The following is a 22,200-nucleotide window of genomic DNA, read 5'->3' on the forward strand; positions in this document are numbered from 1 at the left end:
GCACATTGCCCGGTGCATTGTGGCAAGCCGCCTGTCGCGCGACGAGACTGGCGGCTTTTACATACCTGCACTATGCGCCGGCTGCCAGCGCCTGAAGTGAGCGCCTATGGCCCCCTGCCAGCTGCGGCAGTGGAATTTCGCGCGTTTCGCAGTGGCTCCGGCGCGCCCCGTGCATGGTAGTGCCTGCATGTATTGATCAACCATTTTTTGCGACTCCGTTTCACCAGAACGTATGAACGACTACACCAAAAATCTGTCGGAAGCCGAGCAGTCCCTGCGCACTGCCGCACTGGAATACCACGCCAGCCCAGTAAAGGGAAAAATCTCGGTCAAGCCGACCAAGCCGCTGTCTAACCAGCGCGATCTGTCGCTGGCTTACTCGCCGGGGGTGGCCTATCCCTGCCTGGATATCCAGGCCAATCCTGCGCTCGCGGCCGACTACACCTCGCGTGGCAATCTGGTGGGCGTTATTACCAATGGCACGGCCGTGCTGGGGCTGGGGGACATCGGGCCGCTGGCGGGCAAACCGGTGATGGAGGGCAAAGCCTGCCTGTTCAAGAAGTTCGCAGGCGTTGACGTGTTCGACATCGAACTGGCCGAGCGCGACCCGGACAAGCTCATCGAGATCATCGCGGCACTGGAGCCGACGCTGGGTGGTATCAATCTTGAGGACATCAAGGCGCCGGAGTGCTTCTATATCGAGCGCGAGCTGTCCAAGCGCATGAACATTCCAGTGTTCCACGACGATCAGCACGGTACAGCCATCATTTCCTCGGCGGCGCTGATCAATGCGCTGGAACTGGTGGGCAAGAGGATCGAAGATGTGAAGGTGGCGGTCTCGGGGGCCGGCGCGGCGGCGCTGGCCTGCATCAACGTGATGGAAGGCCTGGGCGTGCGGCACGAGAACGTGTTCGTCGCTGACTCCAAGGGAGTGATCCATTCCGGGCGCGAGAACCTGGATGCGACCAAGGCGCGCTTTGCGCGCGATACCGACGCGCGCACGTTGGCCGACATTGTCAAGGGCGCGGATGTGTTCCTGGGCTGCTCCGCGCCAGGCGTGTTGACGGCAGAAATGCTCAAGACCATGGCTGACAAGCCCATCGTGCTGGCGCTGGCCAACCCCGAGCCGGAAATCCGTCCGGAGCTTGCCAAGGCGGTACGTCCCGACGTCATTATTGCCACCGGCCGCTCGGACTATCCGAATCAGGTCAACAACGTGCTGTGTTTTCCGTACATCTTCCGGGGCGCGTTGGACTGTGGTGCCACGAAGATCACGGATGAAATGAAGCTGGCCTGTGTGCGCGAGATCGCCGCACTGGCCAAGGCCGAGACCAGCGACGAGGTGGCTGCAGCCTATGCCGGTAAGGAGCTGAGCTTTGGTCCGGAATACCTGATTCCCACGCCGTTTGATGTGCGACTGATCCTGCGCATTGCGCCGGCGGTGGCCGAGGCTGCTGCCCGCTCCGGGGTGGCCACACGCCCGATCGAGGACCTCCAGGCGTATCGCGACAGTCTGCAGCGTTTCGTCTACCAGACCGGCATGTTCATGCGCCCTGTTTTCAAGGCGGCCAAGGCCACACCGCGTCGGCTCGCCTATGCGGAGGGCGAGGACGAACGCGTGCTGCGCGCTGTCCAGGTCGTCCTCGACGATGGTCTGGCCAAGCCGATCCTGATTGGGCGTCCGGCCGTGATTGCTGAGCGCATCAAGCGAGCCGGTCTGCGCATCGATCTGGACAGGGATGTGGAACTGGTCAACCCGGAGGATGACCCGCGCTTTCGCCAGTACTGGGAGGCCTACCATAAGCTGATGGGGCGCAATGGCGTCACGCCCGAGGCAGCCAAGACCGCCGTGCGCCGCTCCAACACCATCATTGCGGCACTGATGATCCATCTGGGCGATGCCGACGCGATGCTGTGCGGCATGATCGGGCGCTTTGACAACCATCTGCGCCGCATCCGCGACATTCTGGGCGTGCGCGATGACTCCGAGGGGCTGGCAACCATCAATGCGCTGCTGCTGGATGACCGCAACATCTTCGTGGCCGACACCTACATCCACGAGGACCCGGACCCCGAGGGGCTGGTCTCCATTGCGCAGATGGCGGTGCGGGAAGTGCAGCGTTTTGGCCTGCCACCCAAGGTGGCGTTTCTCTCGCACTCCAATTTCGGCTCCTCCACACGCCCCAGCGCGCTGAAGATGCGCCGCGCCGCAGAGCTGTTCAAGCAGCGTTTCCCCGACATCGAGTGCGACGGCGAGATGCATGGCGACGCGGCGCTCAATGCCCAGGTGCGCAGCCGCAATCTGTTGGACTGCTCGCTCAGCTCCGACGCGAACATCCTGATCTGCCCGAACCTGGATTCGGCCAATATTCTGTTCAACGTGCTCAAGGAAGTTAGCGGCCATGGCACGACGATTGGCCCCATCCTGATGGGTGCAGCGGCTCCTGCGCACATCCTGACGCCGTCGGCCACAGTGCGGCGCATCGTCAATATGTCAGCCCTGGCCGTGGCGAATGTGACGGCGCAGGACTGAGCTGCGGCAGCGCTGTCTCCTGGAACCTGGCAACAGGTTCTGCCCACCTGGAGGGATCCAATGTACGCCTACGTCTGGAAGCTCAAACGCGCCATACGCGGTTTGTGGTTTCGCACCATCATGTTCTCGCTGCTGGGCGTTGGCACCGCGCTGCTGGCCGCAGGCTTCAAGCAGTACATTCCGCTGGAATGGACCAACCGGCTGGGTGAAGACTCCGTGGGCACATTGCTCAACATCATGGCCAGCAGCATGCTGGCGGTGACGACGTTCTCGCTGAACATTCTGGTGGGCGCCTATGCGTCTGCAGCCAGTGGCGTCACGCCGCGAGCGTTTGAGCTGCTGCGCAATGACGCTACGGCGAACAACGCGTTGTCCACCTTTCTTGGTGCCTTCCTGTTCAGCATCGTCGGCATCATTGCGCTGCAGACCGGTGTCTACGAGGCGCAGGGGCGGACGCTGCTTTTCTGCGTCACCATCGTCGTCATTGCGGTCATCGTGTTCACGCTGATACGCTGGATCAACCATCTTTCGGGCCTTGGGCGACTAGGCGTGACGATTGCGCTGGTGGAGAAGTGCGCCGTCAAGGAAATCCAGGCGTATCTGGCCAACCCTTATCAAGGTGCGCAGCCGTGGGACCGACAGGCCCATCCTTTGCCACAGGATGCCGTCTGCATCTTTGCAAAGCGCTCAGGTTATGTGCATCTGGTGGATGTCCCCAAGCTCGCCGCAGCGCTGGATGAGTGTGGATTGCCGGAGGCACGACTGTACGTGATGGCGTTGCCTGGGCAGTTCGTCTCACCGGGCTCCGCGCCTTTGCTAGCGTTGCGGGGCGTGTCCGCAGCGCAACTGGATGCACTCGCGCCAACGTTGCGAGCCGCCTTCACCATTGACGTGAATCGCACGTTCGACAACGACCCCAGGTTCGGCATCGTCGTAATGGCTGAGATTGCCTCGCGGGCGCTATCGCCGGCCACCAATGATTCCGGTACGGCCATCGACATCATCAACCGCTCCATCCGCTTGCTGCGTCACTGGATTCCAGACCAGGCATCGGGGATGAACGGGAACGCGAATACAGGCGAACAGATACAGTATCCACGTATCTGGATGCCGCGCATTGCGCTGGCCGACGTTTTCGACGACCTCTTTCCGCTCATCGCGCGCGATGGCGCACACCTGCGGGAGGTGGCAATCCGCCTGCAGAAGGCCTTGGTTGCGCTGAGCACTAACACCAGCCACGAGATTGCTGAGCTGGCCAGGCAGCATGCTGCGCAGGCACTTGCGCGAAACCGGCATGGCATGGAATTCGCCCCCGATTTCGAGGCCGTCGCGGCGGTGCATGCTGACCGTTGGCCGCAGGAAGATGCGAGGGCAGCCCCTGCGGCCTGAGCCGCCTATTCGCGTCGCTGGCCCCGGTGCGCGCGGCATATCCGGCGTCAAGCGCAGCCTTGTTAGCAAGGTTCTGCAGCCAGTGGCTACGCTAGCCAGTGGGTCAGCGCACCGTAGACGAGTGCGCCCACCAAGGTCGGAATGGCTATTGTCCTGAGCCAGCGGTGCAACAGCGCGACCACCGCCAGTGCCAGCACGCAGGCGATGATCCGCTCGGCGTGCCAGGCTGGCAGTGCCGTGACACCCCAGAGCGACACAACCAGCAGTGCACCGATCGCTGCCGCTCCGACGCCCGCCAGCAAGGCCTGCAGCAGCCGAGCGGGGGCGCTTTGGCGGCCGGAGGGCGCTGCCCGGGAGGCACGCAGCGCCTGGCGAAGTGGCAGCCAGCGCAGCAAAAACGTGCCGGCGCCGCTGAGCAGGACGATCCACCACGCGTGGTTCATGGTGCATCTCCGGCGCGCCGGGGCAGATGCCATGCGGCATGCGCTGTTGCGCCTGCGACAATGCCCGCGAGTAACGCATGGTGTGCCGCCAGCCAGGGCAGGGTCGCTACGGTACCGACTGCGGCGCCTGCCAGCGCAGCGCTCCAGCGGCGCAGGCCTGCTTCCAGCAGCAGGGCAAAGAACAGAGCCGGCAGTACGAACTGCATCGCTTCGCGCAGCCAGGAGGGCCAGCTGTCAGCCTCGCCGACCAGCAGCACGCCGCACGCCGTGCCGGCCAGCCACGCAGCATAGGCGCCGCAGGACAGGCCAAACAGCCATCCGGCCCGGCATTCCTGTGGCGTGCGGTCGATGCGGGCCATGGCCGTGGCGAAGACCTCGTCGGTGAGCCCGAACGCCAGCAGTGGGCTGGCCACAGGGGAGGGCGGTGGCGCGAGATGCCGCGCAACGGCCGGACCGTAGAAGATGTGGCGGGCATTCATCAGCAGCACCGTAGGCACACTGGCGGCAAAGCCCGCGCCACTGGCCAGCAGGCTGGCCATCAGGAACTGGCTGGCGCCAGCGTAGACGGCCACGGAAATGAGCATGACCAGCGCTGGTGACAGCCCCGCCTCAATGGCTGTCACGCCAAACGACAGCGCAACCGGAAAGTAGCCTGCAGCGATCGACAGGCTCGCTGCCAGTCCCCGAGCAAAACCTCGCATGGTTTCAGTAGTGAGTATGCAAGCGCGCCATTATGGCGGAAGCCACTTCGACGGGAAACGGCGGCCGATGCCAGCCTCCGTATCGTCTCATGGACGCGCTGCAGCGTTGCAGCTGTGGGGACTAGCGAAGCAGTGCGCAATCCTCACAATGGAAGCAATCGCTTCCAAGGAGGTAATCCCGATGATCACTATTCGCCCCTCGATGAAACGTGGCTTTGCCGACCACGGCTGGCTCAAGTCCTTCCACAGTTTTTCATTCGCTGAGTATCACGATCCCGCCCACATGGGCTGGGGCAATCTGCGCGTCATCAACGAGGACTGCGTCGCGCCCGGCGTTGGCTTCGGCATGCACGGTCATCGTGACATGGAGATCATCAGCTACGTGCTCTCCGGTGCGCTGGCGCACAAGGACAGCATGGGCAACACCAAGACCGTCTCGGCCGGCGAGGTGCAATGCATGAGCGCAGGCACGGGCGTCATGCACAGCGAGTTCAATCCGGATGCACGTGAACCGGTACATTTCCTGCAGATCTGGATTCTTCCCGATCGCCTGGGCATTGCGCCAGGCTATGCGCAAAAGCGTTTCGAGGATGTGGAAAAACGCGGGCGCCTGCGCCGGATTGCAGCGCCAGACGATGCGGATGGCGCACTGGTTATTCACGCCGACGCCCATGTCTATGCAGGGCTGTTCGATGGTGGCGAGCAGGCGCGTCTGCCACTGCAGCCCGGGCGCAAGGGATATGTGTTCGTTGTGCGCGGCAGCGTGGCCGTGAACGGCCAGCCGTTGTCGGCTGGCGATGCGGCGCTGCTGGCAGAGGAGCCGCAGGTGCTGCTGACCGATGGTATGGATGCAGAGGTGCTGGTCTTCGACCTGCAGGCCTGAAGAACTGCGCAAAAAAACACGCACCCGAGAGGGCGCGTGTTTTCAGAGGCAGCTTACCTAAGCGCTCGGCCTCTTCCGGCGGGCAATCCACTGCTGCCCGCCGTGTCCAGGTTTCGCTTATGGCTTCTCAATGCGCGTGATGCGCGAGCCCTCCAGCGACACGCCCGCTTCCAGGCCCACGTTGGTCAGCACGAAGCTGGAAACCGGAGCGGTGGCGGTCGTGGTATCAATACTGCCGCTGGCACCAACGCGGCCTGCAGCAACGCTGGCATCCGCGCCGACCGCGAAGCCATCGCTTGCCAGGAATTTGTCGAGTGCTTCCTGCGTGTTGAAGACATAGATGATGGCCTTGGACTGGCCGCCTGCCTGCCAGCCGATGGAAGCGGCAGTGGTCGAGTAGTACCCGCGATTCTGGCCCTTGACCAGCAATACGCCGCGGCCGTGTTCTGCGCCGATCACGAAGCTTCCGCCCACCACGGTCGGGAAGACCAGCACACCGGCTGAGCGCTGCACCAGCTCGCGCGAGCCGGGCACCGCCTGGTACAGGCGCTGCAGGGTGGCCTCGGCACGATGTTCGATAGTGGTGTTGTCGGCCGCCGGAGCATGCGAGATGCCATCAGGTGTGACATTGCAGGCGACCAGCGCGAGGCTGCCTGCGGAGATGGCTGCGGCGAGGGCGAGACGTTTCAAAGCGAACATGGTGAACTCCTTTTGTTGTACCTCGCCAGCGTAATCGTGCCACGACGCGATGCGCGTCAGCCAAAGGCTGACATTGCCGCCATCCAAATGCGTTCAGCAGCGGTCAGGATCCGCAGGGCACCGGAGCTTTCTGTTTTCTCGTTTATGCACGAGCGTGCCACTGGGTTAACGCACAGTTTGCAAACATTTGTCCTATGCTGGCACTGCAAGGTCTGCCGTGTGCGGCAGCGCCGCGTAACCATCCATGCATGCCGCAGGCATGCAATCTGAGGGGAGGCAAACATGGGACGAGTAGAGAGCAAGGTGGCGCTGGTCACTGGTGGCGCGCTGGGCATTGGCAAGGCCACGGCCATGCTGCTGGCGCGCGAGGGCGCCAAGGTCGTCGTGACCGACCTCAAGCAGTCAGAAGGTGAGGCTGTCGTGCACGCCATTCGGGAGGCAGGTGGCCAAGCCATCTTCGTGCAGCACGATGTTGCCAAGGAGCAGGACTGGCAACAGGCCATGGCCGCCACTCTGGAAGCCTTTGGCCGACTCGACATCGCGGTCAACAATGCGGGCATTGGCTTCAGTGCCAATGTTGAACAGACCACCTTGGCCGATTGGCACCGCGTGCTGCAGATCAATCTGGATGGCGTGTTCCTGGGCACGCGCTTTGCCATCGAAGCGATGCGGCAAAGCGGAGGTGGCTCGATCATCAACCTCTCATCCATTGAGGGCCTGGTCGGCGATGCCGATCTGGCGGCCTACAACGCCAGCAAGGGTGGTGTGCGCATTTTCACGAAGTCTGCGGCCTTGCACTGCGCCAGGGCGGGCTACGGCATTCGTGTGAATTCCGTGCATCCGGGCTACATCTGGACGCCCATGGTGCAGCAGGCGGCCACGGATACCAACAGTGCGGCCTACCAGCGGCTGGTCAGCCTCCATCCGATCGGGCATCTGGGCGAGGCCGATGACATTGCCTACGGAATCTTGTATCTCGCATCCAATGAGTCGAAGTTCGTCACCGGCAGTGAGCTTGTGATCGATGGCGGCTATACCGCGCAGTAGCCGCGTGTAGTGGCGCGCGTCGGCCGGAGCGGGCAGGGCAGCGCCGACGGCACTGGTCTGGCCATGTGCGCCAAGGACCGGCATACGCGTCTTGCGCAGTGGCGCTGAGCAGATAACGAGGCAGGAGGAGATGGATGCGTGGAGTTTGGGCGCGCAGGAAGAAGGCGCAACGTGCACACGGGGATGGCCTGCAGGGGCGGGCCCCGGTGCCAGACTGGCATGCGTTGCCAGCGCAGGAGGTCGCTGCGGCGCTGCACGTCGATGACGCAGTGCTGCAGCAGGGGTTGACGCAGCAGGCTGCCAGCCAGCGTCTGCAGCACTATGGTCCCAATCGCCTGCCAGAGGGCAGGCGGCGCAGCGCCTGGATGCGCTTTGTGCTGCAGTTTCACAATATCCTGCTCTACATCATGCTGGCCGCTGCGCTGGTGACGGCACTGCTTGGCCACTGGGTGGACACCGGCGTGTTGCTCGCCGCCGTGCTGGTCAATGCCGTGATTGGCTACATCCAGGAAGGCAAGGCCGAGGCCGCGCTGGACGCGATTCGCGGCATGCTCTCGTTGCAGGCCACCGTCGTGCGCGATGGCCAGCGTCAATTGGTAGATGCGCAGGCGCTGGTACCGGGCGATCTGGTGTTGTTGACTTCAGGAGACCGCGTGCCGGCAGACGTGCGGCTGGTGGCGGTGACCGAGCTGCGGGTGGACGAGGCGGCCTTGACCGGAGAGTCATTGCCGGTGGACAAGCAGGTCGCTGCGGTGGCAGCAGACGCGCCACTGGGCGATCGCCGCAGCATGGCGTTTTCTGGCACGGTGGTGGTCTACGGCCAGGCGCGCGGACTGGTGGTGGCAACCGGCAGCCATACCGAAATTGGTCACATCAACGCGATGCTGGCCAGTGTCGACGTGGCGACGACGCCGCTGATTCGCCAGATCAACGGGTTCGGGCACAAGCTGGCACTGGTGATTCTGGCGGTTGCCGCACTGACCTTCGTGCTCGGTACGCTGGCGCGTGGCATCCCTGCCTCGGAGATGTTTCTGATGGTGGTGGCGCTGGTGGCATCGGCCATTCCTGAAGGGCTGCCGGCCATCATGACGGTGACGCTGGCACTGGGGGTGCAGCGCATGGCGCGGCGTCACGCCATCGTGCGGCGCTTGCCAGCGGTGGAGACACTGGGGTCCGTCACGGTCATCTGTTCGGACAAAACCGGCACGCTCACGCGCAACGAGATGACGGTGCAGCGTGTGGTGTGTGCGGATGGGCAATACACGGTGGAAGGCGCGGGCTATGTGCCACAGGGGCGCATTCTGCGCGGCGATGCTGTCGTTGATGCAGCGTGCGAGCCGGTACTGGCACAGGCCATCTGCGCTGGCGTACTGTGCAACGATGCACGGCTGCGCCAGCACGGTGATGCCTGGCAAGTCGATGGGGATCCCACCGAGGGCGCCTTGTTGGTGCTTGGTCACAAGGCGGATGGGCCTGCACCCTTTGCGCAGGATGCGCTGGAGGATGCGTGGCCGCGCGTGCACGCAATTCCGTTCGAATCCGAGCACCGTTTCATGGCGACGCTGCATCGGTCCCAGCAGGGCAGGCAGCACCGCATCTTCCTCAAGGGGGCGCCTGAGGTTCTGCTCGGCTTTTGCAACACGCAGGCCACGGCCGATGGCTGTGCACCGCTGGATGTTGATTACTGGCGGCGCATGGGCAACGACCTCGCGGCGCGGGGATTGCGCGTGCTGGCACTGGCTACCAAGGATTCGCCCGTGGCCCCCGCGGAGCTGACCCATGCCGATGTGCAGCAAGGGTGCACGTTGCTCGCATTGGTGGGCATTGTCGATCCGCCGAGGCAGGAGGCGCAGGCGGCCGTGGCCGAGTGTCATCAGGCAGGCATCACGGTCAAGATGATCACCGGCGACCACGCGGAGACGGCCCGTGCCATCGGCGCGCAGCTGGGCATCGGAGTGGGCAAGCCGGCCCTGACCGGTGCGGAATTCGCGCTGCTTGACGACATGGCCTTGCGCCAGATTGCCAACGATGTCGACGTGTTCGCACGGGCCAGCCCGGAGCAGAAGCTGCGTCTGGTGCAGGCCTTGCAGGCCAGCGGCCAGGTCGTTGCAATGACCGGCGACGGTGTCAACGACGCGCCCGCACTCAAGCGTGCGGATGTGGGCGTGGCCATGGGCCGCAAGGGCACCGAGGCGGCCAAGGAGGCGGGCGACATTGTGCTCGGCGATGACAACTTTGCCACCATCGCCCACGCAGTGGAGGAGGGCAGGGCCGTTTACGACAATCTGCGCAAGTTCATCCTGTTCATGCTGCCGACCAATGGTGGCGAGGCGCTGATCGTCATCGCCGCCATCCTGTTTCATCTCACGCTGCCGCTGACGGCGGCGCAGGTGCTGTGGATCAATATGGTGACCTCCTCTGCGCTGGGGCTGGCGCTGGCATTCGAGAAGGCTGAACCGGGCATCATGGCGCGACCACCGCGCGCGCCAGGCACGCCGTTGCTGGATGGCATGGCGGTATGGCGGATCGTGCTGATTTCCGCGGTGATGATGGTGACGGCGCTGGGCTTGTTCCTGTGGGAGCTGCAGCTGGGCGCGTCGGTTGAGGTCGCGCGGACCATGGCCGTCAACACCGTTGTGCTATCTGAGATGTTCTACCTGCTGTGCAGCCGCCACATCACCGGCAGCGTGCTCAACCGCGAGGGACTCATTGGCAATCCCTACGTGCTGCTGTCGATTGCCGCCTGTGTGCCGCTGCAGCTGCTCTTTACCTACTGGCCCGCCATGCACACGATCATGGGTTCGGCATCCCTCGATGGCGCGCAGTGGACCAAGGTGCTGGCAGCCGGATCTGCCGTGCTGGTGGTGGCGGAGTTGGACAAGGCGTTTTGGCGCCGCCGTGAAAGGGAGTAGGGGGCGCAGGGCCTGCGCATGCACGCCTAAAATGGTCGTCTTTGCGACTTTGCTTCGGAATCCTACATGCGCGTTGCCCTGAGCCGCCCCCGTTCCATCGAGGCTCTGCCCGATACCTTGATCAGCCAGATCGCAGCCGGCGAGGTAGTGGAACGCCCTGCATCGGTGGTACGTGAGTTGCTCGACAACGCGCTGGATGCCGGCGCCAGCGAGATCCAGCTGCGGCTGATGGCCGGTGGCGTGCGCCAGATCCTCATCGAGGACGACGGCTGCGGCATTGCCGCGCAGGATCTGCCGCGTGCCATTCAGCGCCACGCCACCAGCAAGATCCGTTCGCTGCATGACCTGGAGTCCGTGCTGACCATGGGGTTTCGCGGCGAGGCCCTGGCGGCCATCGCCTCGGTGGCTGCGCTACGCATCATCACGCGCACGCAGGGAGCGTCGACAGCCTTCATGCTGGATGCCGCAAGCGGCGAGATCGAGCCGGCGGCGCGTGCCGTGGGCACCAGCGTGGAGGTCAAGGAGCTGTTTTTCTCCACACCCGCGCGGCGCAAGTTCCTCAAGTCCGAGGCTACGGAGCTGGCGCATTGCGTGGAAGCCCTGCGTCGCCACGCACTGGCCCGGCCGGACGTGGGGTTTGCGCTCTGGCACGAAGGCAAGCTGCAGCACCAGTGGCGCAGCGCCGAGGGACGTTCGCAGCACGGCGATCTGGACACGGAGGACGAGCAGCGCATGGTCGAAGTCAGTGCCACCGCGCTGGAGCGGCGACTGGCGGATGTCATGGGGCCGGAATTCATGGCGCAGTCGGTGCCGGTTGACTATTCGGAAGGTGGAGTGCGCGTATTCGGTCGCGCCGGCATGCCCACCCACTCGCGCGCACGCGCCGACCAGCAGTATTGCTTCGTCAATGGTCGTTTCGTGCGCGAGAAAACCATCGCACATGCCGCGCGCTCGGCGTACGAGGACGTACTGCACGGCCAGCGCCAGCCGGTCTATGTGCTGTATGTCGAGATCGACCCTGCGCTGGTCGATGTGAATGTCCATCCGACCAAGATCGAAGTGCGCTTTCGTGAGGGTCGTCTGGTGCATGCCGCCGTGCGGCATGCGGTGCAGCAGGCGCTGGCGCCTTCCAGTGCACAGGTGGCTGCGGCAGCGTCTGCGCAGGGGCAGGACGCGCATGGAGTCGGTGAAAGCGCCGCCGCTGCCGGGCACCCAGCAGCCACCTGGCAGCAGGCTGCCAGCCAGCAGCGCCTGGGTTTCGCAGCGGACATCGCCCGCACGCGCGCGACGCTGGAGGCATTGTGGGCGCCGCAGGGCGCTATGGAGGATGCGGCGTCCCAGCGCTTCGGGGGCGGCGTCAGCGAGTCGGTAGTGCAGTGGCCCGCTGCACCAGCGCAGGCCCCGTCAGCACCACCGGGCAGCGCTGCGACGCTGCAGCAGACAGGACTGGCCTGCGAGGCGTCGGAGGCGGACGGCTGGCCGCTGGGACGCGCGTTGGCGCAGCTGCACGGCGTCTATATCCTGGCGCAAAGCCAGCGCGGGCTGATCATCGTCGACATGCACGCCGCGCACGAGCGCATCGTGTACGAGCGGCTCAAGGCCCTGCTGGCGCATGCCGCCATTCCCAGTCAGCCGCTGCTGATTCCCGTCGCGTTCTCGGCCAGCGCGCTCGAGACCGCGACGGCGGAAAAGCATGCCGAGGTGCTGCAGCAGCTCGGTTTTGAAATCACCCCACTGTCAGCTGGCAAGCTCGCCGTGCGCACCATGCCTGCGGACCTGCGCCACGCTGACCCGACCGAGCTGGCGCGCAGCGTATTGGCCGAACTGGCGCAGCACGAGCACACCACCGTACTGCAACGCGCGCGTGATCAGGTGCTGAGCACCATGGCCTGCCACGGATCCGTGCGCGCCAACCGCCAGTTGACCGTCGAGGAGATGAATGCCCTGCTGCGCGAGATGGAGACTACCCCGCGCTCGGACCAGTGCAACCATGGTCGACCGACGTGGCGGCAGCTCACGATGCAGGAGCTGGATGCCTTGTTTATGCGGGGCAGGTAGTTTTCTATCAAGCGCCCAGATAGGCCTTGCGAATGTCCGGATTGCCCAGCAGGTTGGCGCCGGTGTCTTCCATGACGACCCTACCAGTCTCAAGCACGTAGCCGCGGTCGGCAATTTGCAGCGCCTTGTTGGCATTCTGTTCGACCAGGAATACCGTGACGCCTTCGGCGCGGATGGTCTGGATGATCTCGAAGATCTGCGCGATGATCAGCGGGGCCAGGCCCAGCGTCGGCTCGTCGAGCAACAGCAGGCGCGGCTTGCTCATCAGCGCGCGACCGATGGCGAGCATCTGCTGTTCCCCTCCGGACATGGTGCCGGCACGCTGGTGGGCACGTTCCTTCAGTCGGGGAAACAGCGTGAACGCATGCTCGATGCCGGATTCGATGGCTTCCCTGTCCTGAAAGAAGCCACCCATCTTCAGGTTCTCCACGACAGTCAAGTCCGGAAATACGCGCCGTCCTTCCGGGGAGATGGCGATGCCGCCCTGCATGATCTTGTGGGTCTGGGCGTGGGTGATGTCCTCGCCCTGGAACAGCACGCGCCCAGTCGTCGCGCGCGGGCTGCCGCACACGGTCATCAGCAAGGTGGTCTTGCCTGCGCCATTGCTGCCGATGAGCGTGACGATCTCGCCCTGGTTGACGTGGATCGATACACCATCGAGCGCCTGGATGGCGCCGTAGTGGGTGTGGATGTTCTCCAGCTGCAGCATCGGCGTGGCCACTTGCGCGGTGGTCGCCGGCGTGACGACGGTTTCCGTGTAGACGGTAGTGACGCTTTCGGTGATGATGAGGCTCATTATTCTTCTCCCAGGTAGGCCTTGATGACGCGCGGATCGGTCTTGACCACCTCGGGCGTGCCGATGACGACCGGCTTGCCGTGCTCCATCACCAGGATACGTTCGGATACGCCCATCACCAGGCTCATGTCGTGCTCGATCAGCAGCACCGCAACCTGGAAATCATCGCGTAACTTGCGGATGAGCTGCTGCAGTTCGACTTTTTCCTGCGGGTTCAGGCCAGCGGCCGGTTCGTCCAGCATCAGCAGGCGCGGCTTGGTGATCATGCAGCGGGCGATTTCCAGGCGCCGCTGGTGCCCGTAGGCGAGATTTCCCGCTTCGCGGTTGGCGTACTGGCGGATGCCCATGAAGTCCAGCCACCATACGGCACGCTCCAGTGCCTGCTGTTCGGCACGGCGGTAGGAGGGCAGTTTGAACAGGCCCTTGAGCATGTTGCTCTCGACCTGCGTGTGCTGGGCCACCAGCAGGTTCTCCAGCACTGTCAGCTGCTTGAACAGGCGCACGTTCTGGAAGGTGCGCACCAGGCCATGGCGCGCCACCTTGTGGCTGGGCAGGCCTGCGATGTCGTGGCCTGCCATGCGCACCTGGCCGGCAGTGGGCTTGTAGAAGCCGCCGATGCAATTGAAGACGGTCGTCTTGCCTGCGCCATTGGGGCCAATAATGGCGAAGATTTCGGTGGGGCCGACATCGAACGACACGCTGTCGACGGCCAGCAGGCCGCCAAAGCGCATGGTCAGGTCGCGCACTTCCAGCAGGGTGGACCGTGGCGCGCTGTCGGCACTGGATTGAGCAGAATGCAGAAGGGTCTGCGTCATGGCTTGATCTCCACGTGAGGGCGCTGGGTCGGCAGCAGCCCTTGCGGGCGCCACATCATCATCAGCACCATGACCAGGCCGAACAGCAACATGCGGTACTCGGCGAACTCACGCGCCACTTCCGGCAGCACTGTCAGCACGATGGCGGCCAGAATCACGCCGATCTGCGAGCCCATGCCGCCAAGCACCACGACGGCGAGAATGAGTGCCGACTCGATGAACGTGAACGACTCCGGATTGACCAGCCCCTGGCGCGCAGCAAAGAAGGCGCCGCCAAAACCGGCGAAAGTCGCTCCCAGCGTGAAAGCCGAGAGCTTGATGTTCGTCGGGTTGAGCCCCAGCGAGCGGCAGGCGATTTCATCCTCGCGCAGCGCCTCCCAGGCACGCCCGATGGGCATGCGGATCAGTCGGTTGGAGACATACAGTGTGATGAGCGCAAGCGCCAATGCCATCAGATACAGGTAGATCACCATGTGCTGGCTGTTGAACGTCCAGCCCATCAGCTGGTGGAAGGTCTGTGCGCCTTCCTCGCTGGCGCGTCGGGTCAGTTCATACCCGAACAGGGTCGGCTTGGGGATGCCGGAAATGCCGTCGGGCCCGCCGGTCCAGTCGGTCAGGTTGATCAGCAGCAGTCGGATGATTTCCCCAAAGCCCAGCGTCACGATGGCCAAGTAATCGCCGCGCAGCCGCAGCACGGGAAAGCCAAGTAGATAACCGAATAGCCCGGCCATGATGCCCGACAGCGGCAGTGCCTCCCAGAACGACCAGCCGGCCCAGTGGTAGAGCAGGGCATAGGTGTAGGCACCCACGGCATAAAAGCCGACGAAGCCCAGATCAAGCAGCCCGGCAAAACCCACGACGATATTCAGGCCCAGGCCGAGCATGACGTAGATCAGCACCAGTGTGGCGATGTCCACCTGGCTGCGCGAGCCGAAGAACGGCCAGACCAGCGCCAGCACAATCAGCAGCACGCCGAAAATCTTCTGCCCCTTGGGGGCCACGGTCGGCAGCTTGGGCAGGCGCATGCCGCCGAAAACTTTCGCCAGAGACGGTTTGATGAGCTGCAGCACGAAGACGATGGCGCAGCCCCACAAGACCAGGTCCCAGCGGGCGTCGATTTCGGTCTGTGCACCCTGGCGCACCAGTTGCAGGCCGAATACGGGGATGATGATGACGGCCGTCATGACCGCCGCTATCAAGGCGTTTTGAATGGTTTGCCGCATCAGACCTTCTCCACTTCAGGTTTGCCCAGAATGCCGGTAGGCCTGAACAGCAGAATCAGTACCAGCAGGCCGAAGGCCACGATGTCCTTATATTGCGAGGAGATGTAGGCGGCCGCGAAGGTCTCGGCCAGGCCCAGGATCACGCCACCCAGCATGGCGCCAGGGATGGAGCCGATGCCGCCGAGCACAGCCGCCGTGAACGCCTTGATGCCCGCGATAAAGCCGATGAACGGGTTGAGCTTGCCGATGGTGATGGCAATCAGCACGCCGCCGACTGCGGCCAGCATCGCGCCCAGGATGAAGGTAAAGGAGATGACGCGATTGGTGTCGATGCCCAGCAACGCGGCCATCTTCATGTCCTGCGAGCAGGCACGAGAGGCCCGCCCCATGCGGGAGTTCTTGATGTACAGCGTCAGCGCCACCATCAGCACCACGGTTACAAGAATCACCAGGATGCGCGAATAGGGCAGAGTGACGGTGAAGCCACCCATGTCCAGCGTCGCTGCGCCGGAAATCAGCGCCGGCACGGCCTGATCGCGGGCACCCTGGCCGAGCGCCACCCAATTCTGCAGAAAAATCGACATGCCGATGGCCGAGATCAGCGCCACCAGCCGTGGTCCACCGCGCACGGGTCGGTAGGCAATGCGCTCGACCGCATAGCCGTAGGTGCCGGTGACGGCCATCGCCACCACCAGCATGGCTGCGATGATCAGCGGCAGTGGCAGACCACTTTGCGTGCCGATGGCCGTGAGCGTGACAAGGCCCACGTATGCGCCAATCATGTAGATTTCGCCGTGGGCAAAGTTGATCATGCCGATGATGCCGTAGACCATGGTGTAGCCAATGGCAATCAGCGCGTAGATGGCTCCCAGCGAGAGACCATTGAAGATCTGCTGAATGATTTGAGGTAGTTCTGACATGGGAAAGGCTCCTTGCGAAAAGCGGCAGCGAGGGGTGGTCGCTGCCGCTTTCGAGTCATCTGCTGCAGCCTGCGGCGGGTATGCCGCTGCAGTGCACGGATGGGGCGTTAATGTATTACAGCCGGATGGGCTGCAAACCCGAGCAGCGCAAGGCAGGCGTCACAGCTGGGTTTTGCCGCCTGCCTTGTCCCACTTGTAGACTGCAAATTCGAAGTCCTTCAGATCGCCTTTTTCATCGAACTCGACCTTGCCGATCGAAGTGTCAAAAGTGTTGGCATGAAGATAGTCGGCCACCTTGACCGGATCATCGCCAACGGCCTTGATGCCGGCAACAATCAGCTCCACTGCTGCGTAGGCCGGCATCTGGAACGCGCCGTCCGGATCGCGGTTGGCATCGCGGAAGGCCTTGACGATGGCGGCATTTTCCGGGCGCTTGGTGAAGTCTGCGGGCAGCGTCACCAGCAGGCCGTCGATGGCTTCTCCGGCGATGGCCACCAGATCCTGATTGGCGGTGCCTTCAGGCCCCATAAACTGCACTTCAAGCCCTTGCTCGCGCGCCTGGCGCAGCAGCAGCCCCAGCTCTGGGTGGTAGCCACCGAAGTAGACCAGATCCGGCGAGAGCGTCTTGAGCTTGGTGATAATGGCTGAGTAGTCCGAGTCACCGACATTGATGCTCTCGAACAGCGAGATCTTCACCCCCAGCTTTTCCAGTGCATCGCGTACCTGGGTCGCAACGCCGGCACCGTAGGTCTGCTTGTCGTGGATGACGGCCACGCTCTGTGGCTTGAGCGTCTGGGCGATGTAGTTGGCCGCAAACGGCCCCTGCTGGTCGTCACGGCCAATCGTGCGGAAGAAAAAGTGCGGCTTGATGGTGTCGGTCACCGCGGGGTTGGTGGCACCCGGGGTAATGGCGACGATCTGTTCGTCCTCGTAGATCGGTACGGCCGGAATGGTGGTGCCCGAGCAGGCATGCGCAACGGCGAACTTGGCGCCGGAATTCACTACCTGATTGGCCGCTGGCACCGATTGCTTGGGCTCGCAGCCGTCATCGATCAGGATGGGCTCCAACAAGCGTCCATTGATGCCGCCTGCCGCATTGACGGTATCGATGGCGGTGAGCGCGCCAGCCTGAATCTGGTCGCCATACTGCTTATTCGGTCCCGTCATCGGTTGGGGAATGCCGATTTTGATGGGCTCGGCAGCCGCCGCGAGGCTGCCCACGCACAGTGCGGCAACCGCCACAAAAACGGGAATGAACCGGTGAAATGTCATGACAAAGGGCTCCTGTTGAACAAATTTGGTGCATATGCGCAAACAACTGCACGAGAAAAGGACCACGCGCCTTGAATGCACAACGATGGGGCGTATTGTGCGGATTGGCGGTGCCGCTGTCTTTGTAGGAATACCCTGATCGGCGGCACAGTTTTTCTCGCGACCGTTTGCGCGATGCGTTCACGGGCATTCGAGCAAATTCCGCGCCAGAAGCCCTCACCAAGGCCAAAAAAAAGCAGGGCGGTGGCCCTGCCAGCAGTGCGCAGGGGCATTGCCCCTGCTGAATGCGTTACTCGGCGACGGTCTTGCTGCCGTCCTTGTGCCAGTTGAAGATATCGAAGGCGAACTCGTTGAGGTCACCAGCAGCGTTCCAGGACAGCTCGCCGATGGGGCTGGGAATCTTTGCCGTGTGCAGGAAGGCTGCCACCTTGGCAGGGTCGTCCTCTCCCGCGCCCTTGATGCCTTCGGCAATGGCCAGGGTGGCGGAGTAGGCAGTCAGCTGGAAGGCTCCACTCGGATTGCGGTTCTTGGACTCGAATGCCTTCACGATCTCGGCGTTGGCGGGATCCTGCGTGAAATCTGCCGGCAACGTGACCAGCATGCCCTCCACGGCGTCGCCTGCAATGGCGTTGATGTCCGGATTGCCGACCCCCTCCGGTCCCATGAAGCGGGCATTGACGCCTTGTTCGCTGGCTTGGCGCAGCAGCAGGCCCATTTCCGGATGGTAGCCGCCGAAGTAGACGAAGTCGACTTCCTCCGAACGCAGCTTGGTGATGACGGCCGAGTAGTCGGTATCACCGGCATTGATGCCTTCGAAGAAGGCGATCGGAATGCCCGCCTTCTCAAGATCGGCACGCACGGCTGCGGCGATACCCTGGCCATAGGACGCCTTGTCGTGCAGGATGGCGACCTTCTTGGGCTTGACCTTCTCGATGATGTACTTGGCAGCGGCCGGGCCCTGCTGGTCGTCACGACCGATGGTGCGGAAGATGAATTCGTAGTCGTTGCCATCGGTCAGCGCGGGCGAGGTGGCGGAAGGAGTCACCATGACCACGCCTTCCTCGTCGTATATCGGCGCCGCGGCGATGGTCGCGCCGGAGCAGACGCCACCAATCACATAACCGATACCTTCGTTGACCACGCGGTTGGCAGCGACCGGCCCTTGCTTGGGTTCACAGGCATCGTCGATGACCACGATTTCCAGTTGCTTGCCCAGCACGCCACCGGCGCCATTGATTTGTTCGACGGCGGTGTCTACGCCTTCCTTGACCATGTCGCCATACTGCGTCAGCGCGCCAGTGGTAGGCCCAACCACGGCGATTTTGATCGTGTCTGCCTGTGCTCCTGCCGAAAATGCCATGAAGCCAGCGGCCGCAAGGGCTGCGGCGGTAAAGCGAAGGGATTGCATGTTGGATCTCCTTGTTGATTGCCTGAGAAGCTGCCGTCGGCGCGGTGCCAGCAACGGGCGCAATGCGCACCCATCCTCCCTCGCGAGGAGGCGCCATGCCGAAAACGGCAGCACAGACCTGCAGCGTACCGCAAAATGCACATCCAAACCAAGCGGGAAGTACCGTCCAACGGCTTGCGGGACAGGTATTGGTTGCAAAGGCGTGGCAAAAGCACCCTGCGGCGAGCCTGTGGTTGCCCACCGGCGCGCCGGGGGGCTACTGGTCGTGCGCCTGCGAACGCCTGGGGGCACCCGGCGTCTTGCGGGTAGCCATGTAGATGCCGGCAGCGACGATCAGCAGCGCGCCTGCATAGAAGGTGGGGGCTGGAACTTCGTGCCAGAACCACCAGCCCAGCAGCGTTGCCCAGATCAGCGCGCAGTAATCAAACGGGGCGATGATGGATGCCGGGGCCACACGGAAGGCCTGTGTCAGGCAGCCCAGGCCCACTGTGCTGGTTAGCGCCAGACCCAGCAATGTCGGTACGTCCTGCACGGCCACGGGGCGCCATATCCACCATTGCGGCAGGGCAGACCACAGTGCCTGCGCAGCAACGATGTAGAACATCATCGTGAACATGTGCTCGCCGGCCTTGATGTGGCGGGCGCTAAGCATTAACAGTGCGTAGCAAATCGCGGTGCCAAGCGGCAGCAGCATGGCCCAATTCAACCCTTGTGAGCCAGGCTTGACGATCACCAGTACACCCGCAAAGCCAGCCAGTGTAGCTAGCCAGGCACCGGCGGTGACCCGCTCGCGGTAAAGCACTGCGGCAACGGCCGTGACGATCAGCGGCGCACAGAAAGCGATGGCCGTGGCTTCCGCTAGCGCAATGCGTGTGACGGCAGCGTAGAAGCACACGGCCGAGCCGACGTTGACCGCACCGCGGCCCAGATGCAATCGTATATTTACTGAACGCAGACCTTGAGGTCCTAATGTCGCCAACACCAATGTGGCGGCTACTGGCAGGCCCAGCATGGCGCGCATGAACAGCAATTGCAGCGGCGGATAGCTGCTGCCCAGGAATTTAGCTAGCGCATCGGAAATAGCCAGGCTCGTGGCACCTGCCAGCATCAGCGCAATGCCAAGGCGTGTGTCGGCCAAGAGGATGCTTGAGCGCATAGGGAATGAGGCAGCAGCTGCAGCAGCGCCAGTTCAGCGCCGCTGTAGCACAAAGTGATGCACGCCAGCCTCATCGGTCCACTGCTGCACGAGGGGATTGCCGGTCTGTCGTGCAAATGCTGCAAAGTCCTGCAGTGAACCGGAATCGGTGGCGTGCACGAGCAGCTGCTGGCCGCTGGTCAGCGCCATCAGAGCCTTCTTTGCGCGCAAAATGGGTTGCGGGCATCGCAGCCCCGTGGCGTCTACCTCGCGCGCTATGTCTTGCAGTTCACGCATGTCGCTGTGTCAGGATTTAGTGCTGGCCGCCAATTGCGCGTTGCGGTCGATGATTTCCGGTTCGTACCCTTGCATGCGTAGCCATTTCTCAAGGGCCCGGCCGGTGCCGGTGTTCCATGCCTTGACGTGTGCCGGCGCGATCAGCTGGTACTCCGACAACTCGGGGGAAAGCCGCACCTGGCCCGTACACACTGTATGGTAGGCAATCAGCACCTGATTGCGGCGCTGGAAGGCTGACACGTCGATGAGCGTGCACTGCTGCACATCGAGGTTGGTTTCTTCCTTGACTTCGCGCGCGATGCCCTCCTCGGGCGATTCGCCGGCTTCCATGAAACCTGTGATCAGCCCGAAAAAACGGTCCTTCCACAGTGCGTTGCGGGCCAGCAGGATATGACCCTCATACTCGACGATGGCCGCCAGTACCGGCGTCGGGTTGTTCCAGTGCGTCCAGCCGCAGGTTGGGCAGCGCAGGCGCTGCACCAGGCCGCTGTCCTCCTGGGAGTCGATCCACTGCAAGGCCGTGCCGCAGTGCAGGCAAAAACGTGCCTCGTATTCCATGACAAGCTTTCTGCAATCGAGTGGCGTGTTGTCTCAGGCGGGAAACACGCCGGTGGAAAGGTACCGGTCACCGCGATCGCAGACGACGAACACTATGGTGGCATTTTCCACCCTGGCGCTGACCTGCAGGGCTACCCAGAGCGCACCGGCAGCCGAAATTCCGCCGAAGATACCTTCCTCGCGCGCCAGGCGCCGCGCCATGTTCTCCGCATCGTCCTGCGTGACCGACACCAGCTCGTCGACGGCCTTGGGATCGTAGATCTTGGGCAGATAGGCCTGCGGCCATTTGCGGATGCCGGGAATGCGTGCGCCGTCGGCAGGCTGCGCGCCGATGATGCGGATGTCCGGGTTCTTCTTCTTGAGAAAGCGCGACACGCCGGTGATGGTCCCGGTCGTGCCCATGGCGCTGACGAAGTGCGTGATCGTGCCCTTGGTCTGCTCCCACAGTTCGGGGCCGGTCGTCTCGTAATGGATGCGCGGGTTGTCCTCGTTGGCAAACTGGTTGAGGATCACGCCTTCACCCTTGGCCACCATGGCGTCCGCCAGGTCACGCGCGGCCTCCATGCCGCCGCTCTTGGGGGTGAGGATCAGTTCCGCACCGAACGCTTTCATGGTCTGCGCGCGCTCAATGGACAGGTCCTCCGGCATGATCAGAATCATGCGATAGCCCTTGATCGCGGCGGCCATGGCCAGCGCAATGCCGGTGTTGCCGGATGTCGGCTCAATCAACGTGTCGCCGGGCTTGATCTCCCCACGCTCCTGTGCGCGTTGGATCATCGACAGGGCGGGTCGGTCCTTGACGGAGCCGGCCGGGTTGTTGCCCTCAAGCTTTGCGAGAATGACGTTGCCACGCGCGCGCACGGCATCAATGTCGATGCGCTGCAGGGCCACGAGCGGGGTGTTGCCAATGGCGTCTTCAATGGTGGGAAATTGCATGGGCGTAAATGTGCCATATAATGCGCGGCTTCGCACTTCACGCCGGAGTGGTGAAATTGGTAGACGCAGCGGACTCAAAATCCGCCGGGGTAAAACCCGTGCCGGTTCGATTCCGGCCTCCGGCACCAGATTCTATTTTTGAAACAGGCGCCTGGACGCGATGTCCAAGTGTCTG

General features: G+C 63.3%; 19 protein-coding genes and 1 tRNA gene. 7 read left to right on the forward strand and 13 right to left on the reverse strand.

Features of this window, described 5'->3' with window-relative positions; all coding sequences use genetic code 11:
• Positions 1–232 precede the first annotated feature (232 nt).
• A complete protein-coding gene (locus AAV94_RS12965) occupies positions 233–2,533 on the forward strand; it encodes an NADP-dependent malic enzyme (RefSeq protein ID WP_046742634.1) in 2,301 nt (766 codons plus the stop codon).
• Positions 2,534–2,593: 60 nt separating this feature from the next.
• Positions 2,594–3,922 (forward strand): DUF2254 domain-containing protein, encoded by a 1,329-nt coding sequence (locus AAV94_RS12970; protein WP_046742635.1) that lies wholly within the window; start codon positions 2,594–2,596, stop codon positions 3,920–3,922.
• An 86-nt stretch (positions 3,923–4,008) separates the two neighbouring features.
• On the opposite strand, the gene AAV94_RS12975 is transcribed toward AAV94_RS12970, so the two are convergent.
• Both AAV94_RS12975 and AAV94_RS12980 read right to left on the reverse strand, forming a co-directional pair.
• Positions 4,009–4,365: an AzlD domain-containing protein gene (locus AAV94_RS12975; RefSeq protein WP_046742636.1), complete on the reverse strand. Its 357-nt coding sequence runs from the start codon at positions 4,363–4,365 to the stop codon at positions 4,009–4,011.
• Positions 4,362–5,066, reverse strand: coding sequence for an AzlC family ABC transporter permease (locus tag AAV94_RS12980; protein ID WP_046742637.1), 705 nt, complete (start codon positions 5,064–5,066; stop codon positions 4,362–4,364). The genes AAV94_RS12975 and AAV94_RS12980 overlap by 4 nt, the downstream gene beginning before the upstream one ends.
• A gap of 181 nt (positions 5,067–5,247) precedes the next feature.
• On the opposite strand from AAV94_RS12980, the gene AAV94_RS12985 reads away from it, so the two are divergent.
• Positions 5,248–5,949: a pirin family protein gene (locus tag AAV94_RS12985; RefSeq protein WP_046742638.1), complete on the forward strand. Its 702-nt coding sequence runs from the start codon at positions 5,248–5,250 to the stop codon at positions 5,947–5,949.
• Between the two features lie 117 nt (positions 5,950–6,066).
• Here AAV94_RS12985 and AAV94_RS12990 read toward each other — a convergent pair whose 3' ends face one another.
• Positions 6,067–6,648 (reverse strand): BPSL1445 family SYLF domain-containing lipoprotein, encoded by a 582-nt coding sequence (locus tag AAV94_RS12990; protein WP_046742708.1) that lies wholly within the window; start codon positions 6,646–6,648, stop codon positions 6,067–6,069.
• A gap of 282 nt (positions 6,649–6,930) precedes the next feature.
• Between AAV94_RS12990 and AAV94_RS12995 the strand changes: the two genes are divergently transcribed.
• From AAV94_RS12995 to mutL, 3 genes are all read left to right on the forward strand, one after another.
• Positions 6,931–7,695, forward strand: a complete 765-nt coding sequence (locus AAV94_RS12995) for a glucose 1-dehydrogenase (protein WP_046742639.1) — start codon at positions 6,931–6,933, stop codon at positions 7,693–7,695.
• 134 nt (positions 7,696–7,829) lie between these two features.
• Positions 7,830–10,607: a cation-transporting P-type ATPase gene (locus tag AAV94_RS13000; protein WP_084824923.1), complete on the forward strand. Its 2,778-nt coding sequence runs from the start codon at positions 7,830–7,832 to the stop codon at positions 10,605–10,607.
• 66 nt (positions 10,608–10,673) lie between these two features.
• The gene (mutL, locus tag AAV94_RS13005) at positions 10,674–12,665 is read left to right on the forward strand and encodes a DNA mismatch repair endonuclease MutL (protein ID WP_046742640.1); all 1,992 of its coding nucleotides are present in this window, start codon (positions 10,674–10,676) and stop codon (positions 12,663–12,665) included.
• 7 nt (positions 12,666–12,672) lie between these two features.
• Here mutL and AAV94_RS13010 read toward each other — a convergent pair whose 3' ends face one another.
• From AAV94_RS13010 to cysM, 10 genes are all read right to left on the reverse strand, one after another.
• Positions 12,673–13,374 (reverse strand): ABC transporter ATP-binding protein, encoded by a 702-nt coding sequence (locus AAV94_RS13010; RefSeq protein WP_046742710.1) that lies wholly within the window; start codon positions 13,372–13,374, stop codon positions 12,673–12,675.
• 86 nt (positions 13,375–13,460) lie between these two features.
• Positions 13,461–14,276: a high-affinity branched-chain amino acid ABC transporter ATP-binding protein LivG gene (livG, locus tag AAV94_RS13015; RefSeq protein ID WP_046742641.1), complete on the reverse strand. Its 816-nt coding sequence runs from the start codon at positions 14,274–14,276 to the stop codon at positions 13,461–13,463.
• Complete coding sequence (locus AAV94_RS13020) at positions 14,273–15,499, reverse strand: high-affinity branched-chain amino acid ABC transporter permease LivM (RefSeq protein WP_046742642.1); 1,227 nt, start codon at positions 15,497–15,499, stop codon at positions 14,273–14,275. The genes livG and AAV94_RS13020 overlap by 4 nt, the downstream gene beginning before the upstream one ends.
• Positions 15,499–16,419 carry a high-affinity branched-chain amino acid ABC transporter permease LivH gene (gene livH / locus AAV94_RS13025; protein ID WP_046742643.1) on the reverse strand — a complete coding sequence of 307 codons (921 nt, stop codon included), beginning with the start codon at positions 16,417–16,419 and terminating at the stop codon, positions 15,499–15,501. Before livH ends, AAV94_RS13020 begins: the two co-directional genes overlap by 1 nt.
• A gap of 159 nt (positions 16,420–16,578) precedes the next feature.
• Positions 16,579–17,691 carry a high-affinity branched-chain amino acid ABC transporter substrate-binding protein gene (locus AAV94_RS13030; RefSeq protein WP_046742711.1) on the reverse strand — a complete coding sequence of 371 codons (1,113 nt, stop codon included), beginning with the start codon at positions 17,689–17,691 and terminating at the stop codon, positions 16,579–16,581.
• A 289-nt stretch (positions 17,692–17,980) separates the two neighbouring features.
• Positions 17,981–19,099, reverse strand: coding sequence for a high-affinity branched-chain amino acid ABC transporter substrate-binding protein (locus AAV94_RS13035; RefSeq protein ID WP_046742644.1), 1,119 nt, complete (start codon positions 19,097–19,099; stop codon positions 17,981–17,983).
• A 256-nt stretch (positions 19,100–19,355) separates the two neighbouring features.
• On the reverse strand, positions 19,356–20,237 hold the full coding sequence (locus AAV94_RS13040) for a DMT family transporter (protein ID WP_231731430.1): 882 nt from the start codon (positions 20,235–20,237) through the stop codon (positions 19,356–19,358).
• A gap of 51 nt (positions 20,238–20,288) precedes the next feature.
• Entirely contained in the window at positions 20,289–20,531 is a 243-nt protein-coding gene (locus tag AAV94_RS13045; protein WP_046742646.1) for a sulfurtransferase TusA family protein, read from the reverse strand.
• A 9-nt stretch (positions 20,532–20,540) separates the two neighbouring features.
• Positions 20,541–21,089, reverse strand: a complete 549-nt coding sequence (locus tag AAV94_RS13050) for an NUDIX hydrolase (RefSeq protein ID WP_046742647.1) — start codon at positions 21,087–21,089, stop codon at positions 20,541–20,543.
• Between the two features lie 33 nt (positions 21,090–21,122).
• A complete protein-coding gene (gene cysM / locus AAV94_RS13055; RefSeq protein ID WP_046742648.1) occupies positions 21,123–22,025 on the reverse strand; it encodes a cysteine synthase CysM in 903 nt (300 codons plus the stop codon).
• A 41-nt stretch (positions 22,026–22,066) separates the two neighbouring features.
• Between cysM and AAV94_RS13060 the strand changes: the two genes are divergently transcribed.
• Positions 22,067–22,153: transfer RNA gene (locus tag AAV94_RS13060), tRNA-Leu, on the forward strand.
• The last annotated feature ends 47 nt before the right edge of the window (positions 22,154–22,200 follow it).

The sequence above is a fragment of the Lampropedia cohaerens genome, from assembly GCF_001005215.1.
Classification (GTDB): domain Bacteria; phylum Pseudomonadota; class Gammaproteobacteria; order Burkholderiales; family Burkholderiaceae_C; genus Lampropedia; species Lampropedia cohaerens.

Bases quoted from the DNA above. Each gene is read 5' to 3' on its own strand.
- AAV94_RS13050 (WP_046742647.1), bottom strand. From the start codon at position 21,089: ATGGAATACGAGGCACGTTTTTGCCTGCACTGCGGCACGGCCTTGCAG.
- AAV94_RS12970 (WP_046742635.1), top strand. From the start codon at position 2,594: ATGTACGCCTACGTCTGGAAGCTCAAACGCGCCATACGCGGTTTGTGG.
- livH (WP_046742643.1), bottom strand. From the start codon at position 16,419: ATGTCAGAACTACCTCAAATCATTCAGCAGATCTTCAATGGTCTCTCG.
- AAV94_RS12975 (WP_046742636.1), bottom strand. From the start codon at position 4,365: ATGAACCACGCGTGGTGGATCGTCCTGCTCAGCGGCGCCGGCACGTTT.
- AAV94_RS13010 (WP_046742710.1), bottom strand. From the start codon at position 13,374: ATGCTGCAGCTGGAGAACATCCACACCCACTACGGCGCCATCCAGGCG.
- AAV94_RS13000 (WP_084824923.1), top strand. From the start codon at position 7,830: ATGCGTGGAGTTTGGGCGCGCAGGAAGAAGGCGCAACGTGCACACGGG.
- AAV94_RS13030 (WP_046742711.1), bottom strand. From the start codon at position 17,691: ATGACATTTCACCGGTTCATTCCCGTTTTTGTGGCGGTTGCCGCACTG.
- AAV94_RS13020 (WP_046742642.1), bottom strand. From the start codon at position 15,499: ATGCGGCAAACCATTCAAAACGCCTTGATAGCGGCGGTCATGACGGCC.
- AAV94_RS12980 (WP_046742637.1), bottom strand. From the start codon at position 5,066: ATGCGAGGTTTTGCTCGGGGACTGGCAGCGAGCCTGTCGATCGCTGCA.
- mutL (WP_046742640.1), top strand. From the start codon at position 10,674: ATGCGCGTTGCCCTGAGCCGCCCCCGTTCCATCGAGGCTCTGCCCGAT.
- AAV94_RS12965 (WP_046742634.1), top strand. From the start codon at position 233: ATGAACGACTACACCAAAAATCTGTCGGAAGCCGAGCAGTCCCTGCGC.
- AAV94_RS13045 (WP_046742646.1), bottom strand. From the start codon at position 20,531: ATGCGTGAACTGCAAGACATAGCGCGCGAGGTAGACGCCACGGGGCTG.
- livG (WP_046742641.1), bottom strand. From the start codon at position 14,276: ATGACGCAGACCCTTCTGCATTCTGCTCAATCCAGTGCCGACAGCGCG.
- AAV94_RS12995 (WP_046742639.1), top strand. From the start codon at position 6,931: ATGGGACGAGTAGAGAGCAAGGTGGCGCTGGTCACTGGTGGCGCGCTG.
- AAV94_RS13035 (WP_046742644.1), bottom strand. From the start codon at position 19,099: ATGCAATCCCTTCGCTTTACCGCCGCAGCCCTTGCGGCCGCTGGCTTC.
- AAV94_RS12985 (WP_046742638.1), top strand. From the start codon at position 5,248: ATGATCACTATTCGCCCCTCGATGAAACGTGGCTTTGCCGACCACGGC.
- cysM (WP_046742648.1), bottom strand. From the start codon at position 22,025: ATGCAATTTCCCACCATTGAAGACGCCATTGGCAACACCCCGCTCGTG.
- AAV94_RS12990 (WP_046742708.1), bottom strand. From the start codon at position 6,648: ATGTTCGCTTTGAAACGTCTCGCCCTCGCCGCAGCCATCTCCGCAGGC.